Source organism: Telluria sp. AIW5 (assembly GCF_056680575.1).
This window is the reverse complement of the sequence record NZ_CM155289.1, coordinates 2,726,013-2,750,447: the sequence shown is the minus strand read 5'-3', so window position 1 is coordinate 2,750,447 and position 24,435 is coordinate 2,726,013. Positions and strand designations below refer to the sequence as shown.

Here is a 24,435-nt window from a genome sequence, read left to right as displayed (position 1 = left end):
ACGCCGGTTCTTCAAGGCTGGGCACCCGCATGCCAGCCGCCACCGAGGGACTGGATCAGGGCGACCGCCACCGTCTGGCGGTCGCTTTGCACCTGCACCAGCGAACGGCGCGCGTTGAGGGCCGTGACCTGGGCCTGCACCACGTCCGTATAACCCACCTGCCCCGCCCGATAGCGGTTCATGATCTGCTGCTCGACCAGGTCGGCCGCTGCCGAGGCCTGGCGCCGCAGTTCCTGCTGCTGGGCCAGCACGCGGGTGGCGCTCAGCTGGTCTTCGACGTCGCCGAAGGCGGTCAAGACCGTCTGGCGGTAACGCGCGACGGCGGCCTGGTGGCGCGCTTCCGCGCCCGCGACGGCTGCCCGCGTGGCGCCGGCGTTGAAGATCGACTGGGCCGCCGACAGGCCGAAGGACCAGGCCGCGTTCGAGAGCGAGAACAGGTCGCCCACGCGGCTGCCGCCGGTGCCGAGCGAGCCCGATAAACCGATATTGGGGAAGTAGGCCGCGCGCGCGATGCCGATGTCCGCGTTGGCGGCGGCGACGGCGCGTTCGGCGGCCGCGATGTCCGGGCGGCGCTGCAGCAGCGTGGCCGGCACGCCGACGGGCACCTCGGGCACCGTCACGCGCCAATCAAGAACGGGCGCCAGCCCGAACTCGCTCGGCGCCTTGCCGACCAGGATCGCGATGGCGTGCTCGAACTGCGCGCGCTGGCGCGTCAGCGTCAACGCATCGCTCCTCGCGCTGGCCAGCTGCGTTTGCGCCTGCAGCACGTCGGTGCGGGCGGCGATGCCGACGTTGAAGCGGTTCTGCGTGATCTGGAGTTCGCGCTCATAGCCCGCGATCGTCCGATCGAGCAGCGCCCGCTGGGCGTCGAGGGCGCGGATCGTGAAGTAGTTCGACGCCAGCTCGCCCTGGCTCGACAAGCGCGCGCTGGCGAGATCCGCGGCGCTGGCCTCGGCGCCGGCCTGGGCGCCGGTGACGCCGGCGCGCAGGCGCCCCCAGACATCCGGTTCCCAGCTGCCGCCCAGGTTCAGGCGATAGCTGCTGTCGCCCCCCTGCCCGCGCACGCCGGAACGGTCGCCGGAGACGTTCAGCGACACCGTCGGGAACAAGGCGGCGCGCTCCTGCTGCACCGCGGCGCGCGCCGCCGCGTAGTTGGCGGCGGCGGCGGCCACGTTCTGGTTCGAGACCTCGACGCCGGCGACCAGTGCATCGAGGGTCGGGTCGCCGAACAGCTGCCACCAGGGCCCGCGCTCGAGCGCGTCGCCTGGTGCCGCCGGCACCCAGCCCGCGAGCTCCTTGAACGCGACAGGTTCGGGCGTGCTCGGGCGCTGGTAGGCGGGGCCGACCGCACAGCCGGCGAGGCTGGCCAGGGTTACGCTGAGGGCCAGCATGGTCAGTCGGAAGGTCGTCGTTTTCTGCATAAAAAGTCTCATCGTGAAATGGAGGGCACGGCCTCGTCCTCGACCGGATGGCGCGCCAGTTCGCGTTCGCCCGTCGTCGGCCGGCGCAGTTTGTCGAGCAGGACATACACGACCGGGGTGGTGAGCAGGGTCAGCAACTGGCTGGCGATCAGGCCGCCGATGACGGCGATGCCCAGCGGCTGGCGCAATTCGGACCCTTCGCCAAAGCCGATCGCCAGCGGCAGCGCGCCGAGCGCCGCGGCGAGGGTCGTCATCAGGATCGGGCGGAAGCGCAGCAGGCAGGCCTCGCGCACCGCCTCCAAAGCGGAGACGCCCTTCGAGCGTTCGAGCTCGAGCGCGAAGTCGATGATCAGGATCGCGTTCTTCTTGACGATGCCGATCAGGAGGAACACGCCAATGAGCGCGATGATCGAGAACTCCATGTTGAACATCAGTAGCGCCAGCACGGCGCCCACGCCGGCCGAGGGCAAGGTCGAGAGCACCGTGATCGGGTGGATCAGGCTTTCGTAGAGGATGCCGAGCACAATATAAATAACGACGATCGCGGCCAGGATGAGGAGCGGCTGCTCCTTGTTCGATTCCTCGGCCGCGCGCGCCGTACCCTGGAAGCTGCCGCGCACGTTGGACGGCATGGCGATGTCGGCTTCGGCCTGTTTCACGGCCGCCTTGCCGTCTTCGAGGTTGGCGCCTTCGGCCAGGTTGAACGAGACCGTGGTCGCCAGTTCGCCGTCCTGGTGGTTGACCGACGTGGGCGTCGAGCTTTCGGCGAAGCTGGCGATGGCGGACAGCGGCACCATGGTCGTGGCCTTGCCGGACAGGGCCGCGCCGCCGGAAGCATCGCGCGTGGCCGCCAGGGTCGAGGCCGGCGCCGGTGTGCTGCCGCTGGCGGTGGTCGTCGTCGTCGGCTTCGCCGGCACATACACGTCCTTCAGCGCTTCCGGCGTCTGCGCATACTTCTGCGCCACGCCCATGATCACGTGGTACTGGTTCAGCTCATCGTAGATATTGGCGACCTGGCGCTGGCCGAAGTTGTTGTACAGCGCATTGTCGATGTCGCGCGTGCTGATGCCCAGGCGAGAGGCCGTCGCCTTGTCGATCGACACATACATCTCGACGCCGTTCTCGGCCTGGTCGGTATCGACGTCGACCAGTTGCGGCTGGCGCTTCATCGCGTCGGCCAGCTTGCTTGCCCAGGCTTTCAGGTCGGCCGCATTGTCGCTTTTGAGCGTGTACTGGTAGGTGGAATTGCTGGAGCGCCCGCCCATGCGCAGGTCCTGCACGGGATTCAGGAACAACGACACGCCGGTCACGCGCGCGAGCTTGGGACGCAGGCGCGCGATCACGGCCTGGCCCTTATCAAGGCGCTCCGACGCCGGTTTCAGGTCGATGAACATGAAGCCGCCCCCTGCCCGGCTGCCGCCGGTGAAACCGACGACGGTGTTGACCGCGGGGTCGCGCTTGATGATGTTGACCAGCTGGCGCATCTTGGCCTGCATCGCCTGGAAGGAGATGCTCTGGTCGGCGCGGATGCCGCCGCTGATCTGGCCCGTGTCCTGTTGCGGGAAGAAACCCTTCGGCGCCGCCGAGAACAGGTAGACGTTCAGGCCGACCACGAACACGAGAATGAGCATCACCAGCGCCATGCTGCCCAGCGCCCAGTCGAGCGAGCGCTCGTAGACGCGCAGCAGCGAACTGAAGCCCGCTTCGCTCCAGCGTGCGAAGCGGCCCGGCGGGCGCTCGATGGTGTGGCCTTTCTTGAGCAGCCAGGCGCACATCATCGGCGTGGTGGTCAGCGAAATCACGAGCGAGATCATCACCGCGGCGGACAGGGTAACCGCGAACTCGCGGAACAGGCGCCCGACCTGCCCGCCCATGAACAGCAGCGGAATGAAGACGGCCACCAGCGACAGGCTGATCGACAGCACGGTGAATCCGACCTCCCGCGCGCCGACCAGCGCCGCCTGCATGCGGTCCATGCCGGCTTCGATATGGCGCGCCGTGTTTTCCAGCACGACGATGGCATCGTCGACGACAAAGCCGGTGGCCACCGTCAGCGCCATCAGCGACAGGTTGTTCAGGCTGAAGCCCAGCATGTACATCACGCCGAAGGTGCCGAGCAGCGAAACGATGGTGGCGACGGCCGGCACGATGGTCGCGCGCACGCTGCGCAGGAACACGCTCACCACCAGCACCACCAGCAGGATCGAGAGCATCAGCGTGAATTCGATCTCGCGCAGCGAGGAGCGGATGGAGTTGGTGCGGTCCGACGCCACCTGCAGCGTCACGTCGCCCGGCAGCTGCGCCTGCAGGGACGGCAGCAGCGCGCGCACGCCATCCACGGTTTCGATGACATTCGCGGCCGGCTGGCGCGTGATCAGCACGATCACCGCGGGCTCGCCGTTGAACAGGCCGAGCGTATTGATGTTTTCGGGGCCGTCGATGACCTCGGCCACGTCCTGCAGGCGGATCGCCGCGCCGTCGCGCCAGGCGACGACCAGGCCGCGGTAGTCGGCGGCGCTGCGGCCATTGGTCGGCGTATCGGCCTGCGAATAGATCTGCAGGCGGTTGCCGTGGCCCTCGATCGCACCTTTTGGGCGGTTCGGATTGCTCGACTGGATGGCCGCGCGCACGTCCTCGGCCGAGACACCGTAGCGGTTCAGCGAGTAGGGATTCAGTTCGACCCGCACCGCCGGCAGCGAGCCGCCGCCGATCTCGACTTCGCCCACGCCCGGCACCTGGGCCAGGCGCTGCTGGACGATGTTCGAGACGGCATCGTAGATCTGGCCGGGCGTACGGCTTTTCGAGGTCAGCGCCAGGATGACCACCGGCGCGTCCGATGGATTGGCCTTGCGGTAGGTCGGGTTGCTGCGCAAGGTGGACGGCAAATCCGCGCGGGCGGCGTTGATGGCGGCCTGCACTTCGCGCGCGGCCGAATCGATCTTGCGGTTCAGGTCGAACTGCAGGCTGACGCGGGTCGAGCCGCTGCCCGAATTCGAGGTCATCTCGTTGACGCCGGCGATCACGCCCAATCTTCTCTCCAGGGGCGTCGCGACGCTGCTGGCCATGGTCTCGGGGCTGGCGCCCGGGAGCGATGCCGACACCGAAATCGTCGGGTAGTCGACCTGCGGCAGCGGCGAAACCGGCAGCACGAAGAAGGCGGCAATGCCGGCCAGCGCCAGCCCGAGCGTCAGGAGGACGGTCGCGATCGGGCGCTGGACGAAGGGCTTCGACAGGTTCATGCTTTGATCTCACGCGGCTTGGCCGGGGCTTTGCCCGTCCAGCGGGTCGACAGGCGGTCGAATGCGAGATAGATCACCGGCGTGGTGAACAGCGTGAGCAGCTGGCTGAGGATCAGGCCGCCGAAGATGGCGAGACCGAGCGGCCGGCGCAACTCGGCGCCCTCGCCCCAGCCGAACATCAGCGGAACTGCTGCAAAAAGCGCGGCAAGAGTGGTCATCAGGATCGGACGGAAGCGCAGCAGCGCCGCCTGGCGGATCGCCTCCACCGGCGACTTTCCTTCATCGCGCTCGGCCTCGATCGCAAAGTCGATCATCATGATCGCGTTCTTTTTCACGATGCCGATCAGGAGGATGATGCCGATGATACCGATCACGCCCAGCCCCTGCCCCGTGACCCAGAGCGTCAGCAGCGCGCCGACGCCGGCCGAAGGCAGGGTCGAGAGGATGGTCAGCGGGTGGATGTAGCTCTCGTACAGCACGCCCAGCACGATGTACACGCAGACCACGGCGGCCAGGATCAGCCACAGCTGGTTCGACAGCGAGTTCTCATATGCACCCGAGGCGCCGAGGAAGGTGAGCGAGACGGAGGCCGGCAGCTTGATGTCGGCAGCCGCCGCGCGGATCGCATCGACCGCCTGGCCGAGCGAGGTGCCCGAACTGGTATCGAAGCCGATCGTCGTGGCCGGGTATTGCGCCACGTGGGTCACCTGCAGCGGCGCCTGTTCCTCGCGGATCGTCGCCACCGCCGACAGCGGCGTCGGTTCGCCGGAACTGGTGCGCAGTTGCAGGCGGCCCAGCGCAGCCAGGGACATCGCATCGTCCTGCTGGGCTTCCAGGATCACGCGGTATTGGTTCGTTTCCGTAAAAATGGTGGAGACGATGCGCTGGCCGAAAGCGCTGTAGAGCGCGTCGTCGATGTTCGAGGCCGTGATGCCGAGGCGCGAGGCCGTGTCGCGGTCGATGTGCACCACGGCGGCGGCGCCGACTGCGCCGGCGTCGGTGGTGACGTTGCGCAGCTGCTTCTGCCCGGCCATGCGCGCGACCAGTTTGCGCGCCCATTCGGTCACGGTGGCGTTGTCGGCGCCTTCGAGCGACACGCGGTACTGGGTCGGGCCGCTTTCGGCGTCGATGGTCAGGTCCTGGGTCGGCTGCAAATACAGCGTCAGGCCCGCCACGCCGGCGACGCGGCGTTTCAGGCGCGTCATGATCTCGTCCGGGTCGCCGCTGCGGTCGCGTTTCAGGTTGATCAGCATGGTGCCGGCGTGGAGCATCGTGTTGTTGGCGGCGTCGACGCCAACGTTCGAGGCCAGCGACTCCACCGCCGGATCGGCCAGGATCGCCTTCGCCGCGGCCTGCTGCATCTCGGCCATGCGCGCGTACGAAATTGCCTGGCGCGCTTCGACGCGCGCCTGCAGCTGGCCCGTGTCCTGGGTCGGGAACAGGCCTTTCGGGATCACCACCCAGAGCAGCGCCGTCAGCGCCAGCGTGGCCAGGGCGACGATCAAGGTCAAGCCCTGGCGCGCCAGCACCCAGTCCAGGCCGCGGTCGTATTTGTGGATCACACGGTCGAAGAAAGCCTGGGTCTTCACGGCCAGGCGGCCCGGCTTTTCTTCCTCATGGCTGCGCAGCCAGCGCGCCGACATCATCGGCACCAGGGTCAGCGAGACCACGGCCGAAATCAGGATCGTGATGGCGAGGGTCACGGCGAATTCGCGGAACAGGCGCCCGACGACATCGCCCATGAACAGCAAGGGGATCAGCACCGCGATCAGCGAAACAGTCAGCGAAATAATGGTGAACCCGATCTGCGCCGCGCCTTTTATCGCGGCGGCCATCGGCTTTTCGCCCTCCTCGATATAACGCGCGATGTTCTCGATCATGACGATGGCGTCGTCGACGACGAAGCCGGTTGCGATGGTGAGGGCCATCAGCGACAGGTTGTTCAGGCTGTAGCCGAGCAGGTACATGACGCCGAAGGTGCCGATCAGCGAGATCGGCACGGCGAGGCTCGCAATGACGGTCGCGCGCACGCTGTGCAGGAAGGCGAAGATCACCAGCACCACCAGCGCCACGGCCAGCAGCAATTCGATCTGCACGTGTTCGACCGAGGCGCGGATGCCGGTGGTGCGGTCGGAGAGCACGTCCAGGCGCAGGGACGCCGGCAGGCTGGCCTGCAGTTCCGGCAGGCGCTGCTTGATGGCGTCCACCGTGGCGATGACGTTCGCGCCGGGCTGGCGCTGCACGTTCAGGATGATCGCCGGCTTCATGTTGGCCCAGGCGCCGAGGCGCACGTTCTCGGCGCTGTCGACCACCTTCGCCACGTTTTCCAGGCGCACCGGGGCGCCACTGCCGTTGCCCCCCCTGTAGGCGACGATCAGGTTTTTATAGTCGTCGACCGTCACCAGCTGGTCGTTGGCGTTGATCGCGTAGGCGCGGGTCGGGCCGTCGAAGCTGCCCTTGGCGCTGTTGGCGTTGGCGGCCGTGATCGCGGTGCGCAGCGAATCGAGGCCCATGCCGTAGGACGCGAGCGCCTCGGTATCGGCCTGGATGCGCACGGCGGGACGTTGCCCGCCCGAGAGCGAGACCAGGCCCACGCCCGAGACCTGGCTGATCTTCAGGGCCAGGCGGGTGTTGACCAGGTTCTGGATTTCGGTGAGCGGCACGGTGTCGGAGGTGATGGCCAGGGTCAGCACCGGCGCATCGGCCGGGTTGACCTTGGCGTAGACCGGCGGCGCGGGCAAATCCGCCGGCAGCAGCGAGCCGCCGGCATTGATCGCGGCCTGCACTTCCTGCTCGGCCACGTCGAGCGTCTGGCCGAGGCCGAACTGCAGCGTGACGATCGAGACGCCGGCGGCGCTGGTGGAACTCATGCGGCTCAAGCCGGACATCTGGCCGAACTGGCGTTCGAGCGGCGCCGTCACCGTGCGCGCCATGACTTCCGGGCTGGCGCCGGGGTACAGGGTCTGCACCTGGATGGTCGGGAAGTCGACCTGCGGCAGCGCGGACAGCGGCAGGAATTTGTAGCCGACCATGCCAGCCAGGACGATCGCCAGCATCAGCAGGGCTGTCGCGACCGGGCGGCGGATGAAGGGGCCGGACGGGCTCATGGGCGCCCCCCGTAGGGTGGGCGCCCCGTGCCCACGCGGATGCTTGCGTACTCGCCGCGCTCGATCGGTAACACGACGCGGACGTTCGCGTGGGCACGGGGCGCCCACCCTACGATCGCGATCATTGCGCTGCTCCCTCGCGCTGCTGGCGGCGCGGACGTTCACCCTGCGCGCCTTGGCGCCCAGCACTTCCGGCGCCCTGCGGCCGATCCCCCGGCAAGGTCACCTTCGCGCCATCCTTCAAACGGTCCGCACCTTCCGTAATCACCTGCTCGCCCGCCTTCAACCCGGTCGCAACCTGCACCTTGTCCCCGGTCGCCTGGCCGCGCGTGACCTTGCGCAGCGCCACCGTCTTCGCCTGCGGATCGAGCACGTACACGAAATCGCCGTCCGCCCCGTGGCGCAGCGCATTCACCGGCACCACGACGGCGCCCTCGATCGTGCGCACCTGCAGGCGCAGGTTGACGAACTGGCTCGGGAACAGCTTGTTGTCGGTGTTCTCGAAACGCGCCTTGGCGCGCACGGTGCCGGTCTGGGTGTCGACCTGGTTGTCGAGCGCGGCGAAACGGCCGGTGGCGAGCGTGGCGCTGCGCGTGCGGTCCAGTGCAACCGCGGGCAGCTTCGCGTTGCCGGCGATGCGGCCCTGCAGCTCCGGCACCTGGTCCTGCGGCACGGCGAATTCGACGTCGATCGGCGAGAACTGGGTGATCACGGCAATGCCGTTGGCGTCGCCGCTGCCGACCAGGTTGCCGATGTCGACCGTGCGCAGGCCGACGCGGCCCGCGATCGGCGCCTTCACCTGCGTGTAGCTCAAATTCAGGCGCCCGAGGTTCTCGGCCGCGGTGTCGGTCTTGACCGTGGCTTCCAGCTGCTTGACCAGGGCCGCCTGGGTGTCGACTTCCTGGCGCGCGATGGAGTCCTGTTCGAGCAGTGTGCGGTAGCGCGACAGGGTCAGGCGCGCGCTTTCCAGCTGGGCTTCGTCGCGCTGGCGCTGGCCGGTGGCCTGCAGCAGGGCGATTTCGGACGAGCGCGGATCGATCGTCGCCAGCACCTGGCCGGCGCGGACCAGCTGGCCTTCGGTGAAGTTGATCTTCTGGAGGACGCCGGACACCTGCGGCCGCACGGTGGCGATCGCGGCCGGCGTCACCGTGCCCAGGGCTTCCAGGGTGACCGGGATGTCGACCTGTTCGGCCGTCGCCACGCCGACCGTGGTGGCCGGTGCGCCGCGGCGTCCACCGCCGCCCCCTCCTCCGCCTGGACCGCCGCCGCCGCCCGCCCCGCCGCGCGCACCCGCGCCGGCTGCTCCAGGAGCGCCCCCACCCTGCGGTGCGCGATGGGTCAGGTGCCAGGCCAGCGCCGCCAACGCCACCATGACCAGCACGGCGATGATGCCGCCGACGATTTTGCTGCGCTTATTGCTGCGATTCTTGCGGTGCAGGTCATCGTTCGGGGTCTTGTTCGGGGAAACGGTGGAATCCATGCTCATCCTTGTTGTTCGACTTGCTGACAAATGCACAAGTAAAGTAGCTTGGAATGTAGCACGGCCTGCCGCGGCGATATGTTTCGTAACGTACATAGCGCAGGAGTGAGAACGCGTCAAAAACGGGCGCGCACGGACCAGGCGGCGGGTCTCTTTACACCGCTTTACACCATAGGAGGGAGTAGCACGCGGATGCATGAAAAAGCGGGCGCCGGAATCATCCGGCGCCCGCTGCAATTCGTAACAGCGGATACAAATCCGCTACATGGCTTAAGCTTGGTTGGCTATGGCAGCTCGCACAGGCAGTGGGTCACGGCCGCGAACGGCTTCTTGCCATCGGCAAGTTCCGACAGCCAGCCCAGGTCTTTCGCCACCCCGGCCACGGCGCCGGCCGGCAATGCATCCGGCAACACGCCGAGCTTCACCTGGATCTTGATGGCCTGCACGCTGGAGACGCCGAGCAGCGACATGAAGCGCTCGAAGCCCGAGCTTGGACGCTCGACATAGGCCACGCGGAAGTCGTCCTTCATCCCCGCACGCTTCGCGGCCGAGCGCAGCGCGTCGCCATAGCTGCCCAGGCGGTCGACGAGCCCCCGTTCCTTCGCTTGCGTGCCGGTCCAGACCCGGCCCTGCCCGACTTCGTCGATCTTCGCCGCGGTCGTCTTGCGCGCAGCGGCGGCTTTCGTCGTGAACTCGCGATACACATTGTTGATGCTGGACTGGACCAGCTGGGCGAAGCGCGGGTCGAGCGGGCGCAGCGGGTTGTAGGCGTCGGCCAGCCATGTCGTCGTGACGCCGGCCGTGCGTACGCCCAGCTTGTCGGCAACCTTGTCGGCCGTCGGCAGGATCGCGAACACGCCGATCGAGCCGGTGACCGTCGACGGGTCGGCGATGACTTCGTCGGCCGCCATCGAAATCCAGTAGCCGCCGGAGGCCGCCACGTTGCCCATCGAGACCACGACCGGCTTGCCGGCGGCGCGCGTCAGTTCCAGTTCGCGCCGGATCAGTTCCGACCCGTAGGCGCTGCCGCCGGGCGAGTCGACGCGCAGCACCAGCGCCTTGATCGCATCGTCTTCGCGTGCGCGGCGGATCATGTTGGCCGTCGAGAGGCCGCCGACCACGCCGGGTCCGCCCTGCCCTTCGGTGATCTCGCCGGCGGCGACGATCACGCCGACCGCGTCGCCAAAGGCCTTTTGCGGATTGCGCGCCAGGTAGTCGCCAAACGAGACCTGGCGGAAGCTCTTGACCGACTCGTCGTACGCGCCGCGTTTGACCATCATCGCGCGCACTTCGTCGCGGGTCTTGATGCCATCCACCAGCTTCTGGCCGAGGGCCACTTGCGCCGCATTGCCGCCGGCGGCGTCCATCAGCTGCGGCAGCTGCTCGATGCCGCGTGCGACCGCGCCCGGCGCCAGCTTGCGGTTCTTCTCGACGGCGGCCGTGTAATCCTTCCACAGCGCGCCGTACAGGAAAGTGTCGGCCTCGAGCGCGGCCTGCGACGGGCCGTTGGCGATATACGGTTCGGCGAAGCTTTTATAGGTGCCGACCTTCATCAGGTTGACCGTCACGCCGAGTTTGTCGAGCGCGTCGCGGTAGTAATTGCGGCGCCGGCCGAAGCCTTCGATCATGACCATGCCCATCGGGTGCACATACACTTCGCTGGCGTGGGATGCCAGCAAATAGCGCTTCTGGTCGAAGCTGCCGCCCCAGGCGACGACCGGTTTGCCGGCCGCCTTGACGCGGTCGATCGCCGCGCCCGCCTCGTGCAGCATGGCCAGGCCGCCACCGTCGAGTTCGTCGAGCATCAGCAGCACGCTGCCGATGTGCTTGTCCTTGGCGGCGGCGTCGAGCACGACCAGCAGGTCGCGCAATTCGACCGTGCGGCGCACCTCGCCGCCGACATTGGCCAGCAGCGCGTCGCGCAGGCCGCCGCTGTGTTCTTCGACCAGGTCGCCGCGCAGGTCCAGCACCAGCGCCGTTTTCGAGGCCAGCGGCTTGGCGCCGCCGCCGAAGATCGCCACGAGCAGGGCGATCACGATGAGCAGGAACAGCAGGTTCAGCACGAAGCGGCGGGTGGCGTCGAGACCGCGCCAGAACATGCCAAAACCGCGGCGCAGGGAAGTCAGGGGCTTGAGGGACATCGGAACTCCGCTAAAAAGGGGAAGGTCAGGCGAGTTGGTCAGACGGCACGGTGATTTTGTTCGCGGACTCTTTATGCGAAATCGCAAACAGGCCGGCGAATACGAGTATGCCATTGACCATCAACAGTTCAAGTCCCAGCCGGTAGCTGCCGAGCAAATATTGCTGATAGAACTCAAGAATCGCGCAAAGAACCGGCGCGCCGACGGTCACGAAGGGCACCAGCCTGTCGGTCAGCGTGCGCCTGGTCAGCATGCCGAAGGCGAACAGGCCGAGCAGCGGGCCATAGGTATAGGCCGCGAGTTTGAGGATCACGCCGATCATGCTCGGCTCGTCGACCGCCTTGAAGCCCAGCACCAGCACCAGGAACAGCAGCGCAAAGCCCAGGTGGACGCGGCGGCGCAGGCTTTCCTGGCCCGCTACATCAAGGTCTGCGCGGCGCTTGATGCCGAGGAGGTCGATGCAGAAGGTCGAGGTCAGCGCCGTGATGGCGCCGTCGGCGCTCGGGAACAGCGCCGAGACCAGCGCGATCAGGAAGATAATCTGCACCGCGCCCGGCAAATGGCCCATCACGACCGCCGGGAAGATCTTGTCGCCGCTCGCCGTCACGCCCGCCAAGGGCGCGTACAGGTAGAGAAGACCGCCAAGGAACAGGAAGGAGGACAGCACGATGACCAGCACCAGGGTCAGGCTCAACAGGTTCTTCTGCGAGTCGGCCAGGGTTTTTACGGAAATCGTCTTCTGCATCATTTCCTGGTCCATGCCGGTCATTGTCAGCACGATGAAGATGCCGGCGACGAACTGCTTCCAGAAGAAATTCGGGCTGTCGACGTCCATCGTGAAGATGCGCGCCAGGCCTTGCGCGCGCATCGCGTCCAGGCTTTGCGGAATCGACATGCCGAGTTGATCCAGCAGGAACCAGACGCAGGCGAACAGGCCGAACAGCATGCAGGTCGTCTGCAGGGTGTCGGTCCAGACGATGGTCTTGACGCCGCCCTGGTAGGTGTACATCAGGATCATGGCCAGGATGACGAGGGTCGTGAGCCAGAACGGGATGCCGAGGCTGTCGAGGATGATGGCCTGGAGGATGTTCACCACTAAATACAGGCGCGCGGTCGAACCGAGCAGGCGCGAGACGATGAAGAAGCCCGCCCCGCTCTGGTAGGCGCGGCGCCCGAGGCGCACATCCAGATAATGATAAATGGAGGTGAGTTTCAGGCGGTAGTACAGGGGCAGCAGGAAGAAGGCGACGGCGATGTAGCCGAAGACATAGCCGATCAGGATCTGGCCATAGCCGAAGGCGTCCTTGCCGACGGCGCCGGGCACGCTGATAAAAGTAGCGCCGGACAAGGTGGTGCCGACCATGCCGAAGGCCACCAGCATCCAGTTGCTGCTCTTGTTACCGATGAAGAAGCTGTCGTTATTGGCGTTGCGGGAGGTGGCCCAGGCGACACCGAGCAGGAGCGCGAAATAGCCGATGAGGATGCAGAAGAGTAGAACCGGGGACATGTGTTTCCGTTGGGGTGTTGAGGTTTCGCCCGGCAATATACACCAGACACTCCGAGGCTACTGACGGGCGCATAACGTAGGGTGGGCACGAGTGCCCCCCCTACGTTATGCATACGGCGCAGGTGTTTGCGTGCCCCTACGCCTCTTCCCCTTCCACACGTTCGAACGGTCCGATACACGCCTGCATCGTCTCGTCGCTGCACATCAAAAACAAGGCCCCCGACGGGTGGAAGCGCACGAAATTGGTCACCTGGGTGCCGACCTTCATGACCTCGCCCGAGCAATCCTGCTTGCCGTTATCCTTGACGATGCGGTCTTCCAGCTTGTAGAAGCCCTTGGCGCTGGGTGCGTCGGGGATGCGGAATTCGCTTTCGGAGATTTCTTCCTTGCTCGTCACCAGGGTCGTGCCGTCGCCGCGGAAGCGGTAGGTTTCGGTGCAGTGGAGTTCGGGCAGCGCCAGGCGCCAGATGCCGAGGATGGGGTGGTTCGCCTTGGGGGCGGGCGGCGCGGCCTGTGCCGGCGGCATCAAGGAGACGAGGGAAACCAGCAATCCGGCAAGCACACGCATGACAGCTCCTTTCACCACGGTTGAGTGATCAATCGCCGGGCGGCCGGCGATGGCACCGGTCCGCCAGGGACCGGTGCGCTGCGTCATGCACCGGCCCTGGCGGCCGGCCTGGTGCGAATGCTTAGCTGTTGCCCGGCGTGGCCTTCGGCTTGGCCGGACGGCGGCTGCGCGCGGCGGGCTTGCGTGCCGGACGGGGCGATGCGCTGCGCGCCGGTTTCGAGCGCGCGGCAGCGTTGTCGCCAGGAGCCACGTTGCCGTTGACGTCATCAGGCAACACGTAATCGTCAGCGTCTTCATCCGGGGCGAGCGCGGCGACCGGTGCTGCCACCTCGGCCACGGGCACCTGCGCCGGCTCCACGTCGGCCTGCGGCGCGGGCACGAGGTCCGCAGCAGCGTCCGCTGGCATCGTGCCTGCGGCGACCTTCTTCGCTGCCGCTTTGCGCGGCGCGCGGCGGCGTTCCTTCTTCGCCGGCGCCTCCGCTTCGTCCGGCACGGCTTCCAGCACTGCCGGCTCGACGACGGCCATCACTTCTTCCAGCGCTGCCGGCGCCGGCCAGGTCTCGGCCGCGGCGTCTACTGCCGGCTCCTCGGCCGCTTCGGCTTCGACCGCCTCGTCCGGCGTCACCGCCACGAACGGCGCCTCGCCGCGCGTGTTCTTGCGGCCACGCCCGCCGCGCGTACGGCCCTTGCCCTTGCCCTCTTCCTTCGCTTCGACCTGGGCAGGTGCTTCCTCGCCCTCGGCCGCGGCATCGGTGCCGGCGAAAATGGTCTCGGCCATCGTCGGCCCTTCCGCCTGCGGTGCGGCGTTCGCGCCGCTGCTGCCGCCGCCGCCGCTGCTACGATACACATAGGTGCCGGACTTTTCGTCGCGGCCGAATTCGAACATGCCGCGTGCCTGCGCTTCTTCGAGCAAATTGCCGAAGGTGCGGAAGCCGTAATAGACCTCGGAGAATTCCGGACGGCGGCGCTTCAGGGTGTCCTTCAGCAGCGAGGCCCAGATCTTGCCGGTGTCGCCGCGTTCGGAGACCAGCGCGTCGAACGTTTCGGCGACCATGTCCAGCGCCTGCGTCTTGCGCGCTTCGAGTTCTTCCTTGCGGCGGTCGTCGCTCGGGCGCTTGTTGTTCTGCGGTGCGGCCTTGCGCTCGTCGCGTTTCGCGGCGGCGCGGCGCACCTCGCGCACGAGGTCGTCGTAGAAAATGAATTCGTCGCAATTCGCCACCAGCAGGTCGGAGGTCGACTGCTTGACGCCGACGCCGATCACCTGCTTGTTGTTCTCGCGCAGCTTCGAGACCAGCGGCGAGAAGTCGGAGTCGCCGCTGATAATGACGAAGGTGTTGACGTGCGACTTGGTGTAGCACAGGTCGAGGGCGTCGACGACGAGGCGGATGTCGGCCGAGTTCTTGCCCGACTGGCGCACGTGCGGGATTTCGATCAGCTCGAAATTCGCTTCGTGCATCGTCGACTTGAAGCCCTTGTAGCGTTCCCAGTCGCAATACGCCTTTTTGACGGTGATGCTGCCCTTGAGCAGGAGCCGCTCGAGCACGGGCTTGATGTCGAATTTATCGTAGTTCGCGTCGCGCACGCCGAGTGCCACGTTCTCGAAATCGCAGAACACCGCCATGCTGATGTTATCGGATGAAGCCATGAGTTGTTATTTTCATTAATAGAAGAGGACAGACACCCCGCGGATTATACGCACAACATTGGTTTGTCCCGCGCATGCTGTAGCACTGGCAACAGGGCGCCCCCGTGTGCCCCTTGAAATAGCGTCCAGCACCTAAAATATTCTCCTTTATGGAATATGCATGGACGATTCAACGGTATACACTTGGCCGCGCGAAGGACAGTTTGTTCCAGTATTGCGATCCATTGTTGCAACCATCGAGACAGAGCCTGCATGAACCCACCGAAGCACCTCGCCGTTCGCCTGCCCCAACTTCCCCCTTGCCGGCCCGTTCCCGCCGGCAGGTGCGCCTGACCCCGTTGCACCGATCACCAGCCGCTTGCGCACATGAGCTCCTGTATTGACGACCGCGTCGCGGATGCGGCGCCGCGCCTGCGCGTGCCGGCCTCCCTGCGCGGCGCGCTGCCGCTGCTGTTGCCGATTGTCGCCCTGACCACGGCCGTGCTGGCCGGCCACGACGGCATCCGCTTCTGGCAGGTGCTGGTGCTGGTGCTGCCGGTCTGGTTCTGGCTGTGGTGGCCCTGCGCGGCACGCGGGCGGCGCCTGGCGCAGGCGGCGATCTGCTTTGCCGCCGGTCTCGGTTTCGTGATCGACGGCGCGGTGCGCGGCTTCCTCATGGCGGCCTACGATGCGCTGCCGAACAGTGCGATGGTGCTCAGCGCCGTCGCCAATACGACCGGCGGCGAGTCGCTCGAATTCGTCAGCATGTACTGGCGCGACCTGCTCGCCTGGAGCGGCTTCGCCCTGGCGTGCGGCGCGGCGCTCGGCTGGGGCCTGTACCGCTGGTGGCGTTCGCCCCCCACATCGCCGGAGCCGCGCGGCTGGGCCATCGCGCTTGCCGCGCTGATGCTGGCGCTGATCGTCGGCGCCTTCGTCAGCAAACCGTGGCGGCGCCACCATCCCCTGCTGTTCTGGCCGCAGTGGGCGCAGGACGTGGGCGAGCTGCGCCGGCAATGGGCCAGCCTCGGGCGCCAGCGCAGCGAACTGCTGGCGGGCGCCGCGGCACTGGCCCCTACCCTCTCGAAAAGCGGTCCCGACACGCTGGTGCTGGTGCTCAGCGAGAGCATGAACCGCAGTAACCTTTCCAGCTACGGCTATCCGCGCGCGACCTCGCCCGCCCTGTCCGAGCGCCAGCGCCTGCTGGGGGAGCAGTTGCAGGTCTTCCGCCACGCCTGGTCGGTGAATGCCTCGACCGTGCCGGCGCTGCGCAACCTGTTCTATTTCGGGTCCCCGGAGGCGGATTCGCGCGTGCACCTGCTGGCGCTGGCACGCGCCGCCGGCTACCGCACCTTCTGGATCAGCAACCACAACGACCTGGCCATCGAGCAGGAGCACGCGCGCCTGGCCGACAAGGTGCACCTCCTCAACAACAAGCCGGGACGGGCTTCGCGCGCCCTGGACGGCCAGGTGCTGCCCGCAGTGCGCTCGGCCTTGTCCGACCTTGCGCCGCGCAAGCTGATCGTCGTGCACATGCTCGGCCTGCACCCGCATTACCGGATGCGCCATCCGGACGGCGTGGCGCCATACGCGCACGCGCTCGATCGGGTCGATGCTCGCCTGCGTAGCGAAGGCCGCCCGGCCTGGCTGCGCGAGCTGCGCAACGACTACGATTCGGCGGTGCGTTACCACGACAGCACGGTGGCCGCGACCCTCGACCTGTCGCGCCAGGCGGCCGGCAAGCAGGCCTGGGTCTTCCTGTCCGACCACGGCCAGGAAGTCGGCCACACGACCGACCGCGCCGGCCACAGCGCCACCACGCCGGACGGTTATCGGATTCCGCTGATGCTGTGGAGTTCGTATGCCAGCCCGGCGCCGGGCCAGGCGCTGCAGGCGCCGGTGCGCGGCGACTGGTTCGGCCACAGCCTGGCGCGCCTGCTCGGCATCGAGTGGCGCGGCGCGCGTCCCGGCCGCGACGTGCTCGATCGGCGCTATCGCTGGCAGGCGCCGAGTTTGCCCTTGAAAATCGACTTCGGCACGTGACCCTCAGAGGCGCGCCAGCGTTGCTGCATCGGGCCGGCCGTCGAAAAACTGGTCGAGGCAGGTCTGGAACACGGCTTCGTCGGGCGCGATGTCGTTAAACAGGGTCATCGACGAATGGAACTTGCGGTCGTCGGGGCCGTCGAAGATGTCGCCGATGTCCATGTCGGCGTGGGTGGCGACGAGTCGCGCGCATTCGCGCAGGCGCGGACCCAGCACCGGATGGGCGAGGTAGGCGGCGGCTTCGTCGCTGGAGGCAATGGCATAGGTGCGCGCCATCTCGCTCTGGCCGAGGCCTGCAATCTGCGGAAACACGAACCACATCCAGTGCGTACGTTTTTTGCCCGTGCGCAGTTCGGCCAGGACATCGGAATACACGGGATCCTGGGCGCTGACGAAGCGGTCGAGGTCGAATTCATGGTCCATGGCGGTCTCCCAAGAATAAGCATCCTACCTCTTTCGCCAGTTTTGCTAAAGTGGCGCCACGATGAAACCCGAACACCTGCTCCTGCTGCTCACACGCGACATGCCCTACGGGAAATACGAGGGCCGGAAAATCGCCGACCTGCCCGGCCATTATCTCGGCTGGTTCGCGCGCGAAGGCTTTCCACGCGGCGAACTGGGAGAGCTGCTCGCCCTGATGTACGAACTCGACCATAACGACCTGCGCGGCCTGCTCGATCCGCTGCGGCGCGCCCGCTAGCGCATCGCGTGCGGCGCCCCGCGCCCGGAAATATTATGACAAAAAGGTAACATGCGGGAAGGCCTGCGGTGCAGTGCCCCGCCTGGCACCCGCCTGGCACCCGCCTAGCACCGCCATCGGCCGCACGGCCGCGACCGATTTCTCTTATACTTACCGGTTACATCCACCGCAACAGAACACAGCATGTCCACTAACGCCACGCCCGCCGCTCCCCTGCTCGACTATGTCACGTCCTGCGCACTGCCCACGCCCTGGGCCCAGTTCACGCTGCACGCCTTCGTCGAGCACTCGACGGGCAAGGAACACCTGGTCATGGCCCTGGGCGACATCGACAGCGGCGAGCCGGTGCTGGCGCGCGTGCACTCGGAATGCCTGACCGGCGACGTGCTGTTCTCGCAGCGCTGCGACTGCGGCGCCCAGCTCGAGGGCGCGTTGAAACGCATCGCCGCCGAGGGCCGCGGCGTGCTGCTCTACCTGCGCCAGGAAGGGCGCGGGATCGGCCTGGTGAACAAGATCCGCGCCTACCGCCTGCAGGAAGCCGGCGCCGACACGGTCGAGGCCAACCTGCAGCTTGGTTTCCATGCCGACGCCCGCAATTACGAACTCTGCCTGCCGATGCTGGAACAGTTCGGCATCAAACAGGTCAAACTGATGACCAATAACCCGCGCAAGATCGACGCCCTGTCGCGCCTGGGCATCGAAGTCGTGGAACGGGTGCCGCTGCTGGTCAACCGCAACGCCTTCAATACCGGCTACCTCGACACCAAGCAGGCCAAGCTGGGGCACATGATGAGCACGCCGGCCGCGGCTGTGGTGCAGGATGGCGAGCTGTAAGGTTCTGCAGACAAACAAGTAGAGTGGCAAGATAGCAGTTACCCACTGCTGATCGTGCGGGGTGGCTTCGCCCGGGCGCTGCCGCCCGCGCCCTTGCCACCGCCATGAAACTTGCCTCCAGCCTGTTCTTCGGCTTTGTCCTGAGCTCCTGCCTCGGCGCCGCGCTTGCCGCCGCAGCCGGCCAGCGCACGGCCGCACGCGGTCAATCCGCAGCGGCTCCCCCCGCCGCATCGGCAGCGCCGGTGCCGCCGCTGGCGGTGCAGCCTGTCGTGCCGCGCATTGTGCAGCCCGACGCCCCGCCCGGCACCACCCCACCCGCGCCCGGTCCGGGCGAACTCGACACCACGACGCCCCTGCCCCCGCCCTCCTCGGCCGCGCAGCAACTGTATTCCTCGGCCCAGGCCGACCTGCTGCAGATCCGCATGTTGCTGAGAAACGGGCGTACCCAGTCGACCGTAGGCTCGGGTTTCCTCGTCGGCAGCAGCAACCTGGTGCTGACGAATTACCACGTGGTCTCGCAGATGGCGCTCGACCCCGACGTGTATGCCGGCGAATATGTCGACACCGACGGCGCACGCGGGCCGGTCGAGCTGCTGGCGGTGGACGTGCTGCACGACCTGGCGGTGCTACGCGTGAACCGCAACGGCAGCGGCTTCTTCATCGTGCCGGAAAAGCCGGTGAAACTGACGCAAGGCCAGGACCTGTATTCCCTCGGCAATCCGCTCGACCTCGGTTTCGCCATTTCGGAAGGGGCGTACAACGGCGTGGTGAACCGCAGCTTCTACGACCAGCTGATCTTCAGCGGCCCGATCAATTCGGGGATGAGCGGCGGCCCGAGCGTGACCTCGAGCGGCACCGTCGCCGGAATCAATGTCTCGAAACGGCGCGACGGCGAGGCGGTCAGCTTCCTGGTGCCGGTCAAGTTTGCCCAGGAACTGCTGCGCCGGGTCGCCAACCAGCGCACGCCGCCGAAGGATTTCAATCCCCTCATTGCCGAGCAATTGCTGGCGCACCAGCGCGCCATGGTTGGACGTTTGCTCGACACGCCGTTCTCGATCAAGAACATGGGGCCCTACCTGGTGCCGGTGCGCGAGTCGGGCCAGGTGCGTTGCTGGGGCCGCTCGAATGCGATGGCGGAAGCTTCCTTCAGTTCGGACACCCTGAGCTGCGCCATGGAATCAGCCGTCTACGTGTCGGACACCCAGCAGACCGGACAGGTATCGATGAGCCACCACTACCTGCGCTCGACCAGCCTGCACCCGCTGCGCTTCGCCGCCCTGGCCAGCAGCCAGTTCGGCCTCGACCGCCTCGGCCGGGCGCGCGACCCGCGCCTGACCGGGCCGCTGTGCAGCGAGCGCTTCGTGCATTCGAACAGGCTGCCGCTGCGCGCCGTCACCTGCGTGCGCGCCTATCGCAAATTCCCCGGGCTGTACAACTTCACCCTGCTCACGGCCAGCACCGACAACCCGCAGGCCAGCCTGCAAAGCCGGCTCGACGTTGCGGGGGTTTCCTACGACAACGGCATGCGCGTCACGCGCGCGTTCCTGAACGCGCTCGGGCGTAGCGGGAAGTTATGAGGGGCTGCGTATGACAGGCCCCTGGTTCATCGAAACCCTCGCGCGCAATGGCGACGTGCTGCACCGGCACCGGATCGACCAGTTGCCGATCCGCATCGGGCGCGGTTACGACAACGATTACATCCTCGACGACCCTTACACCGCCCCGCGCCACGCGCTGGTCGAGGCCGGCGAGGACGGGTCCCTGCAACTGCGCGACCTCGGGACGCGCAACGGCGTGGTGCACGCCGGCAAACGCAGCGCGCGCCTGCCCCTGACCGGCAATACCGTGGTGCGGCTCGGCCACACCACGCTGCGCATCCGCACCGCCAGCTTTCCGGTCCCGGCCGAACTGCTCGACCGCACCATGCACGGCTGGGAAGGCGCGCTGCCGGGCCTGGTGGGCGCCCTGCTGGTGGCGATCGTCGCGCTGTTCACGATGTGGCTGGCCGACACCCAGGCCTGGCGTCCCCTGCGCTACCTGCTGGCGCTGGCCTACGGCCTGGGCGCCGGCCTCGTCTGGAGCTGCCTGTGGGCTTTCGGCAACCGCCTGTTCGGGCGCCATGCGCGGCTCGGCCGCCACCTGTTCATCTTCGGCTGCGGCATCACCGCGCTGATGCTGTTCGGCCTGGCGTCGAACGCCATCGGCTACGCGTATTCGATCGAAGTGTTCACGCGCTACGGCTCGCACGTCGCGATCGCGCTGGTGGCGGGCATGGTGTATTTCCACCTGACGACGGTGAAACCCGAACCGCGCCGGCGCCACGCCCTTGCCTGCGCCGCGCTGGCCCTGCTCGGCTCGGGCCTGGTGTTGATCAGCAACGACCAGCGCAACGGCCGCCTGGCCGACGAACTCTACATGTCGGTACTGCTGCCGCCCGGGATGCGCGCCACCCCCGACAGCAGCGTGGACGAATTCATGGCCGATGTGGCGGCGATGAAGGCGAAGCTCGACCGCGAGCGGCAGGACGAGGGGGACGGCAAGACCACCGAAAACTGACACTTTGACAAGCTCGCGCAAATGCATGATGATCCGCTGGCCGATCGAAAGGACCGCATGCCGCCGAAGTCGAAGCCGAATCTCCGGGTCATCTGTTTTGCCTGGTGCCTGTTCTGGGCGCTGATGGTCCTGATCGCCGTGCAGGATGTGCGCCAGGACGGCGGCCGGGCGCTGTGGCAGCCTGTGCTTTGGGAATCTTCGTCGGCGCTGGTCATCAGCGCGCTGTGGCTGGTCCAGCGCCGGATGACGGCGCGCCATGACGGCCTCGTCGCCCAGCCATGGCGCTGGTTCATGCTGCAGGCCTGCTGGCTGCCCTTGTACTGGATCGCCTTCGTGCCGCTCGTCTACGCAATAAGGCATGGCGTGTATGCGCTGCTGGGCGCACCCTACGTGCATGGGCCTGGCCGGGCCTGTTCCTGTACGAGCAGCTCAGACTGAGCCTGTTCATCGCCCTGTTCACCGTGATCACCTTCGGCCTGCTGTCCTATCGCAGGATGCTGGACGAAACCCTGCGTTCGGAACGGGCCACCGCACAGCTGGGCCAGGCGCAGCTGCAGCAACTGGCGCAGCAGATGCAGCCGCATTTCCTGTTCAATGCCCTGAACACCATTTCTTCCTTGATGCATACCGATGTCGCCAAAGCCGATGCCACGCTGGTCGAGCTGGCGGCGCTGCTGCGCGCGACCTTGCAGGCGGGCCGGGAGGCCGAAGCGGCCCTCGACGACGAAGTGGCGCTGGCCCGCGCCTATGCGCAGGTGATGGCGGCGCGCTTCGGCGAACGGGTCTGCTTCACCTGGGACATCGGGCTGGACACCGGCCAGGTTCCGCTGCCGGCTGTCAGCCTGCAGCCGCTGGTCGAAAACGTGTTCAAGCATACGGTCGAACGACACGCCGGCCCGGTCGGCATTGCGGTGTCGGCCATGCGCGCGGACGGTCTCCTCGTCGTGCGCATCGACGACGACCGCGGCACGCTGGCCGGCGCCGCCACGCCGGGCGTGGGCCTGGCCAACCTGCGCGCGCGGCTACGCAACCTGTATGGCGAGGCCGCGGGACTGCACCTGTCGCAACTGGCCCCGGCCGGCGTGCGCGCCGAGATGCGGGTGCCATGCGGGTCCTCATGCCGGTCATCATGCGGGTCCTGATCGTCGACGACGAAGCGCCCGCGCGGGCACGCCTGCGCCGCCTGCTCGAGCAGGAGCGCATCGACGCCATCGCCGAAGCGGCCGATGCCGGCGCGGCGCTCGCGCAGATTGCGCAGGCGCGGCCCGACGTCCTGTTCCTCGACATCCAGATGCCGGGCACCTCCGGCATCGCACTGGCGTCCGCCCTGCCGCAGCCCCCGCCGCTACTGGTCTTCACCACCGCCCACGATGCCTACGCGGTCGAGGCTTTCGATACGGATGCCGCCGACTACCTGCTCAAACCCTTCGATGGCGATCGCCTCGCGCGCGCCCTGGCAAGGGTACGCAAGCGACTGGCGGACCTGCCCGCGCCTGTGCCCGTCCCGGCCCAACTGCTGGTGCCCGAGCGGGGCGCGACCCGGGTCGTGGCCGTGCGCGACATCGGCTGGATAGAAACGGCCGACAATTACGTGATCCTGCATACGGCCGGCGCGCGGCCCCTGCTGCGCCAGACGATGGCCTCGCTGCTCGCCGAGCTAGGCACTGGTTTCGTGCGCTGCCACCGGCGCGCAGCGGTGCAGGCGGCATGGATCGAGCGCGTGCTCGCGCGCCCGCGCGGCGACTGCCAGCTGCAGCTGCGCGATGGCACGCTGGTGCCTTGCAGTCGCCAGTACCGGGCCGCCGTGCTGGCAGCACTGCGCCAGGCCGCGCCGGCGCGCGCATAGCGGGCCGGCGCATCATCGACGGCAGCGTGGAGCAAGCGCGGCGCCGGCTCGCCACCGCCCAGGCCCGGCTTGCCACATTCCATCCCTGCGGACAGGCATGGCGGCATACGCTGGGTGCTTCGCCACTTCCGCCGACGCCATGCACACCGAACCCGCAGCTCCCTGCGCACGCCTGGTCTTCCTCGACTGGGTCCGCATCATCGCCTTCTTCATCCTCGTGCTCTACCACGTCGGCATGTATTACGTCAGCTGGGACTGGCACCTGAAAAGCGAGTTCGCGGGCAGCGCCCTCGATCCGTTCATGGTGCTCTCGGCCCCGTGGCGGCTCGGCCTGCTGTTCCTCGTTTCCGGCGCCGTGTCGCAGGCCATGCTGCGCCGCCTCGGCACCCGCGCCTTCCTGCGCCGCCGCACCCTGCGGCTGCTGTTGCCGCTGCTGTTCGGGGCGCTGGTCATCGTGCCGCCCCAGTCGTATATCGAGGTGGTGCACGACGTCGGCTACGATGGCGGCTACCTCCGCTTCATGGGACGGTTCCTGACCGGCTACGGCGGCTTCTGCGATCACGATGGCTGCCTGTTCCTGCCGGCCTGGAACCACCTGTGGTTCCTCCCCTACCTGTGGGTGTATTGCCTGGTGCTGGCGGCGCTTGCGGCATGCGCGGACGGGTGCCTGGAGGCCGCGGCAAGCGTGCTGGTGCGCCGCCTCGGCGGCTGGCGGCTCATCGTCCTGCCTGCCGTGTTCCTGGCGCTGGCCCGCGTGACCATGCTCAGGCATTTCGGCGAGACCCACATGCTCGTCGACGACTGGTTTGCCCACGCCACCTACCTGTATCTGTTCCTGCTGGGCGCCTTGCTCGGCCGCGCGCCGCAGTGCTGGCCGCGCTTTGCCGCCATGCGCTGGCATGCACTCGCGCTGGCCGTGACGGCCTGGGCCGCGACCGTGTGCTGGTATCGGCTGCTGCTGCTCTTTCCGGATGCGGCCGGCACCCCGTCCTGGTTTGCACTGATGGGCTCGGACTATGCGCTGCTGGCCTGGAGCGCCATCGTGGCCGCCTGCGGCTTCGCCCAGCGCCACCTGCATCACGACGGGCCGGCCCGCGCCTACCTGGCCGCAGCGGTCCTGCCCGTCTACCTCGTGCACCAGACCCTGATCATCGTCCTTGCCTGGCTGCTCAAGCCGGCCCGCATGGCGCCGGGCATCGAGGCGCCGGTCCTGGTGGTCCTGACGCTGACGCTCAGCTTCGGCCTGCATGAAGCGGTGCGCAGGGTACATTTCCTGCGCCCGCTGTTCGGCTTGCCGCCGGCGTCTCCCGGTGCGATGCCGCGTAGTCAGGAACGATCGACCCAGCCCGCATAGCCAGGGACCGGCGCCAGG

The 24,435-nt window shown here is 67.4% G+C and carries 18 protein-coding genes; 9 read left to right on the top strand and 9 right to left on the bottom strand.

Annotation, left to right across the window (positions count from 1 at the left end; all coding sequences use genetic code 11):
- Positions 1-11: 11 nt before the first annotated feature.
- The 8 genes from AC1MEM_RS12115 to AC1MEM_RS12080 form a co-directional block, all read right to left on the bottom strand.
- Positions 12-1,421, bottom strand: a complete 1,410-nt coding sequence (locus AC1MEM_RS12115) for an efflux transporter outer membrane subunit (protein WP_499477504.1) — start codon at positions 1,419-1,421, stop codon at positions 12-14.
- Positions 1,422-1,429: 8 nt separating this feature from the next.
- On the bottom strand, positions 1,430-4,660 hold the full coding sequence (locus AC1MEM_RS12110; RefSeq protein WP_499477502.1) for an efflux RND transporter permease subunit: 3,231 nt from the start codon (positions 4,658-4,660) through the stop codon (positions 1,430-1,432).
- A complete protein-coding gene (locus AC1MEM_RS12105; protein ID WP_499477500.1) occupies positions 4,657-7,767 on the bottom strand; it encodes an efflux RND transporter permease subunit in 3,111 nt (1,036 codons plus the stop codon). Before AC1MEM_RS12105 ends, AC1MEM_RS12110 begins: the two co-directional genes overlap by 4 nt.
- 121 nt (positions 7,768-7,888) lie before the next feature.
- Positions 7,889-9,247 (bottom strand): efflux RND transporter periplasmic adaptor subunit, encoded by a 1,359-nt coding sequence (locus AC1MEM_RS12100; protein ID WP_499477498.1) that lies wholly within the window; start codon positions 9,245-9,247, stop codon positions 7,889-7,891.
- A gap of 284 nt (positions 9,248-9,531) precedes the next feature.
- The gene (gene sppA, locus AC1MEM_RS12095) at positions 9,532-11,388 is read right to left on the bottom strand and encodes a signal peptide peptidase SppA (protein WP_499477497.1); all 1,857 of its coding nucleotides are present in this window, start codon (positions 11,386-11,388) and stop codon (positions 9,532-9,534) included.
- Between the two features lie 25 nt (positions 11,389-11,413).
- Positions 11,414-12,895, bottom strand: a complete 1,482-nt coding sequence (locus AC1MEM_RS12090; RefSeq protein WP_499477496.1) for a sodium:solute symporter — start codon at positions 12,893-12,895, stop codon at positions 11,414-11,416.
- Positions 12,896-13,031: 136 nt separating this feature from the next.
- A complete protein-coding gene (locus tag AC1MEM_RS12085; RefSeq protein ID WP_499477494.1) occupies positions 13,032-13,463 on the bottom strand; it encodes a hypothetical protein in 432 nt (143 codons plus the stop codon).
- A gap of 121 nt (positions 13,464-13,584) precedes the next feature.
- Positions 13,585-15,108, bottom strand: coding sequence for an NYN domain-containing protein (locus tag AC1MEM_RS12080; protein WP_499477492.1), 1,524 nt, complete (start codon positions 15,106-15,108; stop codon positions 13,585-13,587).
- 366 nt (positions 15,109-15,474) lie between these two features.
- Here AC1MEM_RS12080 and AC1MEM_RS12075 point away from each other — a divergent pair, with 366 nt between their 5' ends.
- Positions 15,475-17,127, top strand: a complete 1,653-nt coding sequence (locus tag AC1MEM_RS12075; RefSeq protein ID WP_499477491.1) for a phosphoethanolamine transferase — start codon at positions 15,475-15,477, stop codon at positions 17,125-17,127.
- A gap of 3 nt (positions 17,128-17,130) precedes the next feature.
- Here the strand turns inward: AC1MEM_RS12075 and AC1MEM_RS12070 are convergent, their stop codons facing one another.
- Positions 17,131-17,550: a DUF1810 domain-containing protein gene (locus AC1MEM_RS12070; RefSeq protein ID WP_499477490.1), complete on the bottom strand. Its 420-nt coding sequence runs from the start codon at positions 17,548-17,550 to the stop codon at positions 17,131-17,133.
- 61 nt (positions 17,551-17,611) lie between these two features.
- Between AC1MEM_RS12070 and AC1MEM_RS12065 the strand changes: the two genes are divergently transcribed.
- From AC1MEM_RS12065 to AC1MEM_RS12030, 8 genes are all read left to right on the top strand, one after another.
- Complete coding sequence (locus AC1MEM_RS12065; RefSeq protein WP_499477488.1) at positions 17,612-17,827, top strand: DUF3820 family protein; 216 nt, start codon at positions 17,612-17,614, stop codon at positions 17,825-17,827.
- Positions 17,828-18,010: 183 nt separating this feature from the next.
- Complete coding sequence (gene ribA, locus AC1MEM_RS12060; RefSeq protein WP_499477487.1) at positions 18,011-18,661, top strand: GTP cyclohydrolase II; 651 nt, start codon at positions 18,011-18,013, stop codon at positions 18,659-18,661.
- 104 nt (positions 18,662-18,765) lie between these two features.
- Entirely contained in the window at positions 18,766-20,238 is a 1,473-nt protein-coding gene (locus AC1MEM_RS12055) for a S1 family peptidase (RefSeq protein WP_499477485.1), read from the top strand.
- Positions 20,239-20,248: 10 nt separating this feature from the next.
- Positions 20,249-21,217 carry an FHA domain-containing protein gene (locus AC1MEM_RS12050; RefSeq protein ID WP_499477484.1) on the top strand — a complete coding sequence of 323 codons (969 nt, stop codon included), beginning with the start codon at positions 20,249-20,251 and terminating at the stop codon, positions 21,215-21,217.
- 21 nt (positions 21,218-21,238) lie between these two features.
- Positions 21,239-21,655 (top strand): hypothetical protein, encoded by a 417-nt coding sequence (locus tag AC1MEM_RS12045; RefSeq protein WP_499477483.1) that lies wholly within the window; start codon positions 21,239-21,241, stop codon positions 21,653-21,655.
- Between the two features lie 23 nt (positions 21,656-21,678).
- Positions 21,679-22,359, top strand: coding sequence for a sensor histidine kinase (locus AC1MEM_RS12040; protein ID WP_499477481.1), 681 nt, complete (start codon positions 21,679-21,681; stop codon positions 22,357-22,359).
- The gene (locus AC1MEM_RS12035; RefSeq protein WP_499477480.1) at positions 22,323-23,063 is read left to right on the top strand and encodes a LytR/AlgR family response regulator transcription factor; all 741 of its coding nucleotides are present in this window, start codon (positions 22,323-22,325) and stop codon (positions 23,061-23,063) included. Before AC1MEM_RS12040 ends, AC1MEM_RS12035 begins: the two co-directional genes overlap by 37 nt.
- A gap of 139 nt (positions 23,064-23,202) precedes the next feature.
- Positions 23,203-24,417: an acyltransferase family protein gene (locus tag AC1MEM_RS12030; protein WP_499477478.1), complete on the top strand. Its 1,215-nt coding sequence runs from the start codon at positions 23,203-23,205 to the stop codon at positions 24,415-24,417.
- Positions 24,418-24,435 lie beyond the last annotated feature (18 nt).

Excerpts from the sequence above, each read along its gene's own strand:
- AC1MEM_RS12035 (WP_499477480.1), top strand. The coding sequence starts at position 22,323 with ATGCGGGTCCTCATGCCGGTCATCATGCGGGTCCTGATCGTCGACGAC.
- AC1MEM_RS12030 (WP_499477478.1), top strand. The coding sequence starts at position 23,203 with ATGCACACCGAACCCGCAGCTCCCTGCGCACGCCTGGTCTTCCTCGAC.
- AC1MEM_RS12075 (WP_499477491.1), top strand. The coding sequence starts at position 15,475 with ATGAGCTCCTGTATTGACGACCGCGTCGCGGATGCGGCGCCGCGCCTG.
- AC1MEM_RS12065 (WP_499477488.1), top strand. The coding sequence starts at position 17,612 with ATGAAACCCGAACACCTGCTCCTGCTGCTCACACGCGACATGCCCTAC.
- AC1MEM_RS12080 (WP_499477492.1), bottom strand. The coding sequence starts at position 15,108 with ATGGCTTCATCCGATAACATCAGCATGGCGGTGTTCTGCGATTTCGAG.
- ribA (WP_499477487.1), top strand. The coding sequence starts at position 18,011 with ATGTCCACTAACGCCACGCCCGCCGCTCCCCTGCTCGACTATGTCACG.
- AC1MEM_RS12110 (WP_499477502.1), bottom strand. The coding sequence starts at position 4,660 with ATGAACCTGTCGAAGCCCTTCGTCCAGCGCCCGATCGCGACCGTCCTC.
- AC1MEM_RS12045 (WP_499477483.1), top strand. The coding sequence starts at position 21,239 with ATGCATGATGATCCGCTGGCCGATCGAAAGGACCGCATGCCGCCGAAG.
- AC1MEM_RS12070 (WP_499477490.1), bottom strand. The coding sequence starts at position 17,550 with ATGGACCATGAATTCGACCTCGACCGCTTCGTCAGCGCCCAGGATCCC.
- AC1MEM_RS12115 (WP_499477504.1), bottom strand. The coding sequence starts at position 1,421 with ATGCAGAAAACGACGACCTTCCGACTGACCATGCTGGCCCTCAGCGTA.
- AC1MEM_RS12055 (WP_499477485.1), top strand. The coding sequence starts at position 18,766 with ATGAAACTTGCCTCCAGCCTGTTCTTCGGCTTTGTCCTGAGCTCCTGC.
- AC1MEM_RS12105 (WP_499477500.1), bottom strand. The coding sequence starts at position 7,767 with ATGAGCCCGTCCGGCCCCTTCATCCGCCGCCCGGTCGCGACAGCCCTG.
- AC1MEM_RS12085 (WP_499477494.1), bottom strand. The coding sequence starts at position 13,463 with ATGCGTGTGCTTGCCGGATTGCTGGTTTCCCTCGTCTCCTTGATGCCG.
- sppA (WP_499477497.1), bottom strand. The coding sequence starts at position 11,388 with ATGTCCCTCAAGCCCCTGACTTCCCTGCGCCGCGGTTTTGGCATGTTC.
- AC1MEM_RS12050 (WP_499477484.1), top strand. The coding sequence starts at position 20,249 with ATGACAGGCCCCTGGTTCATCGAAACCCTCGCGCGCAATGGCGACGTG.
- AC1MEM_RS12100 (WP_499477498.1), bottom strand. The coding sequence starts at position 9,247 with ATGGATTCCACCGTTTCCCCGAACAAGACCCCGAACGATGACCTGCAC.
- AC1MEM_RS12090 (WP_499477496.1), bottom strand. The coding sequence starts at position 12,895 with ATGTCCCCGGTTCTACTCTTCTGCATCCTCATCGGCTATTTCGCGCTC.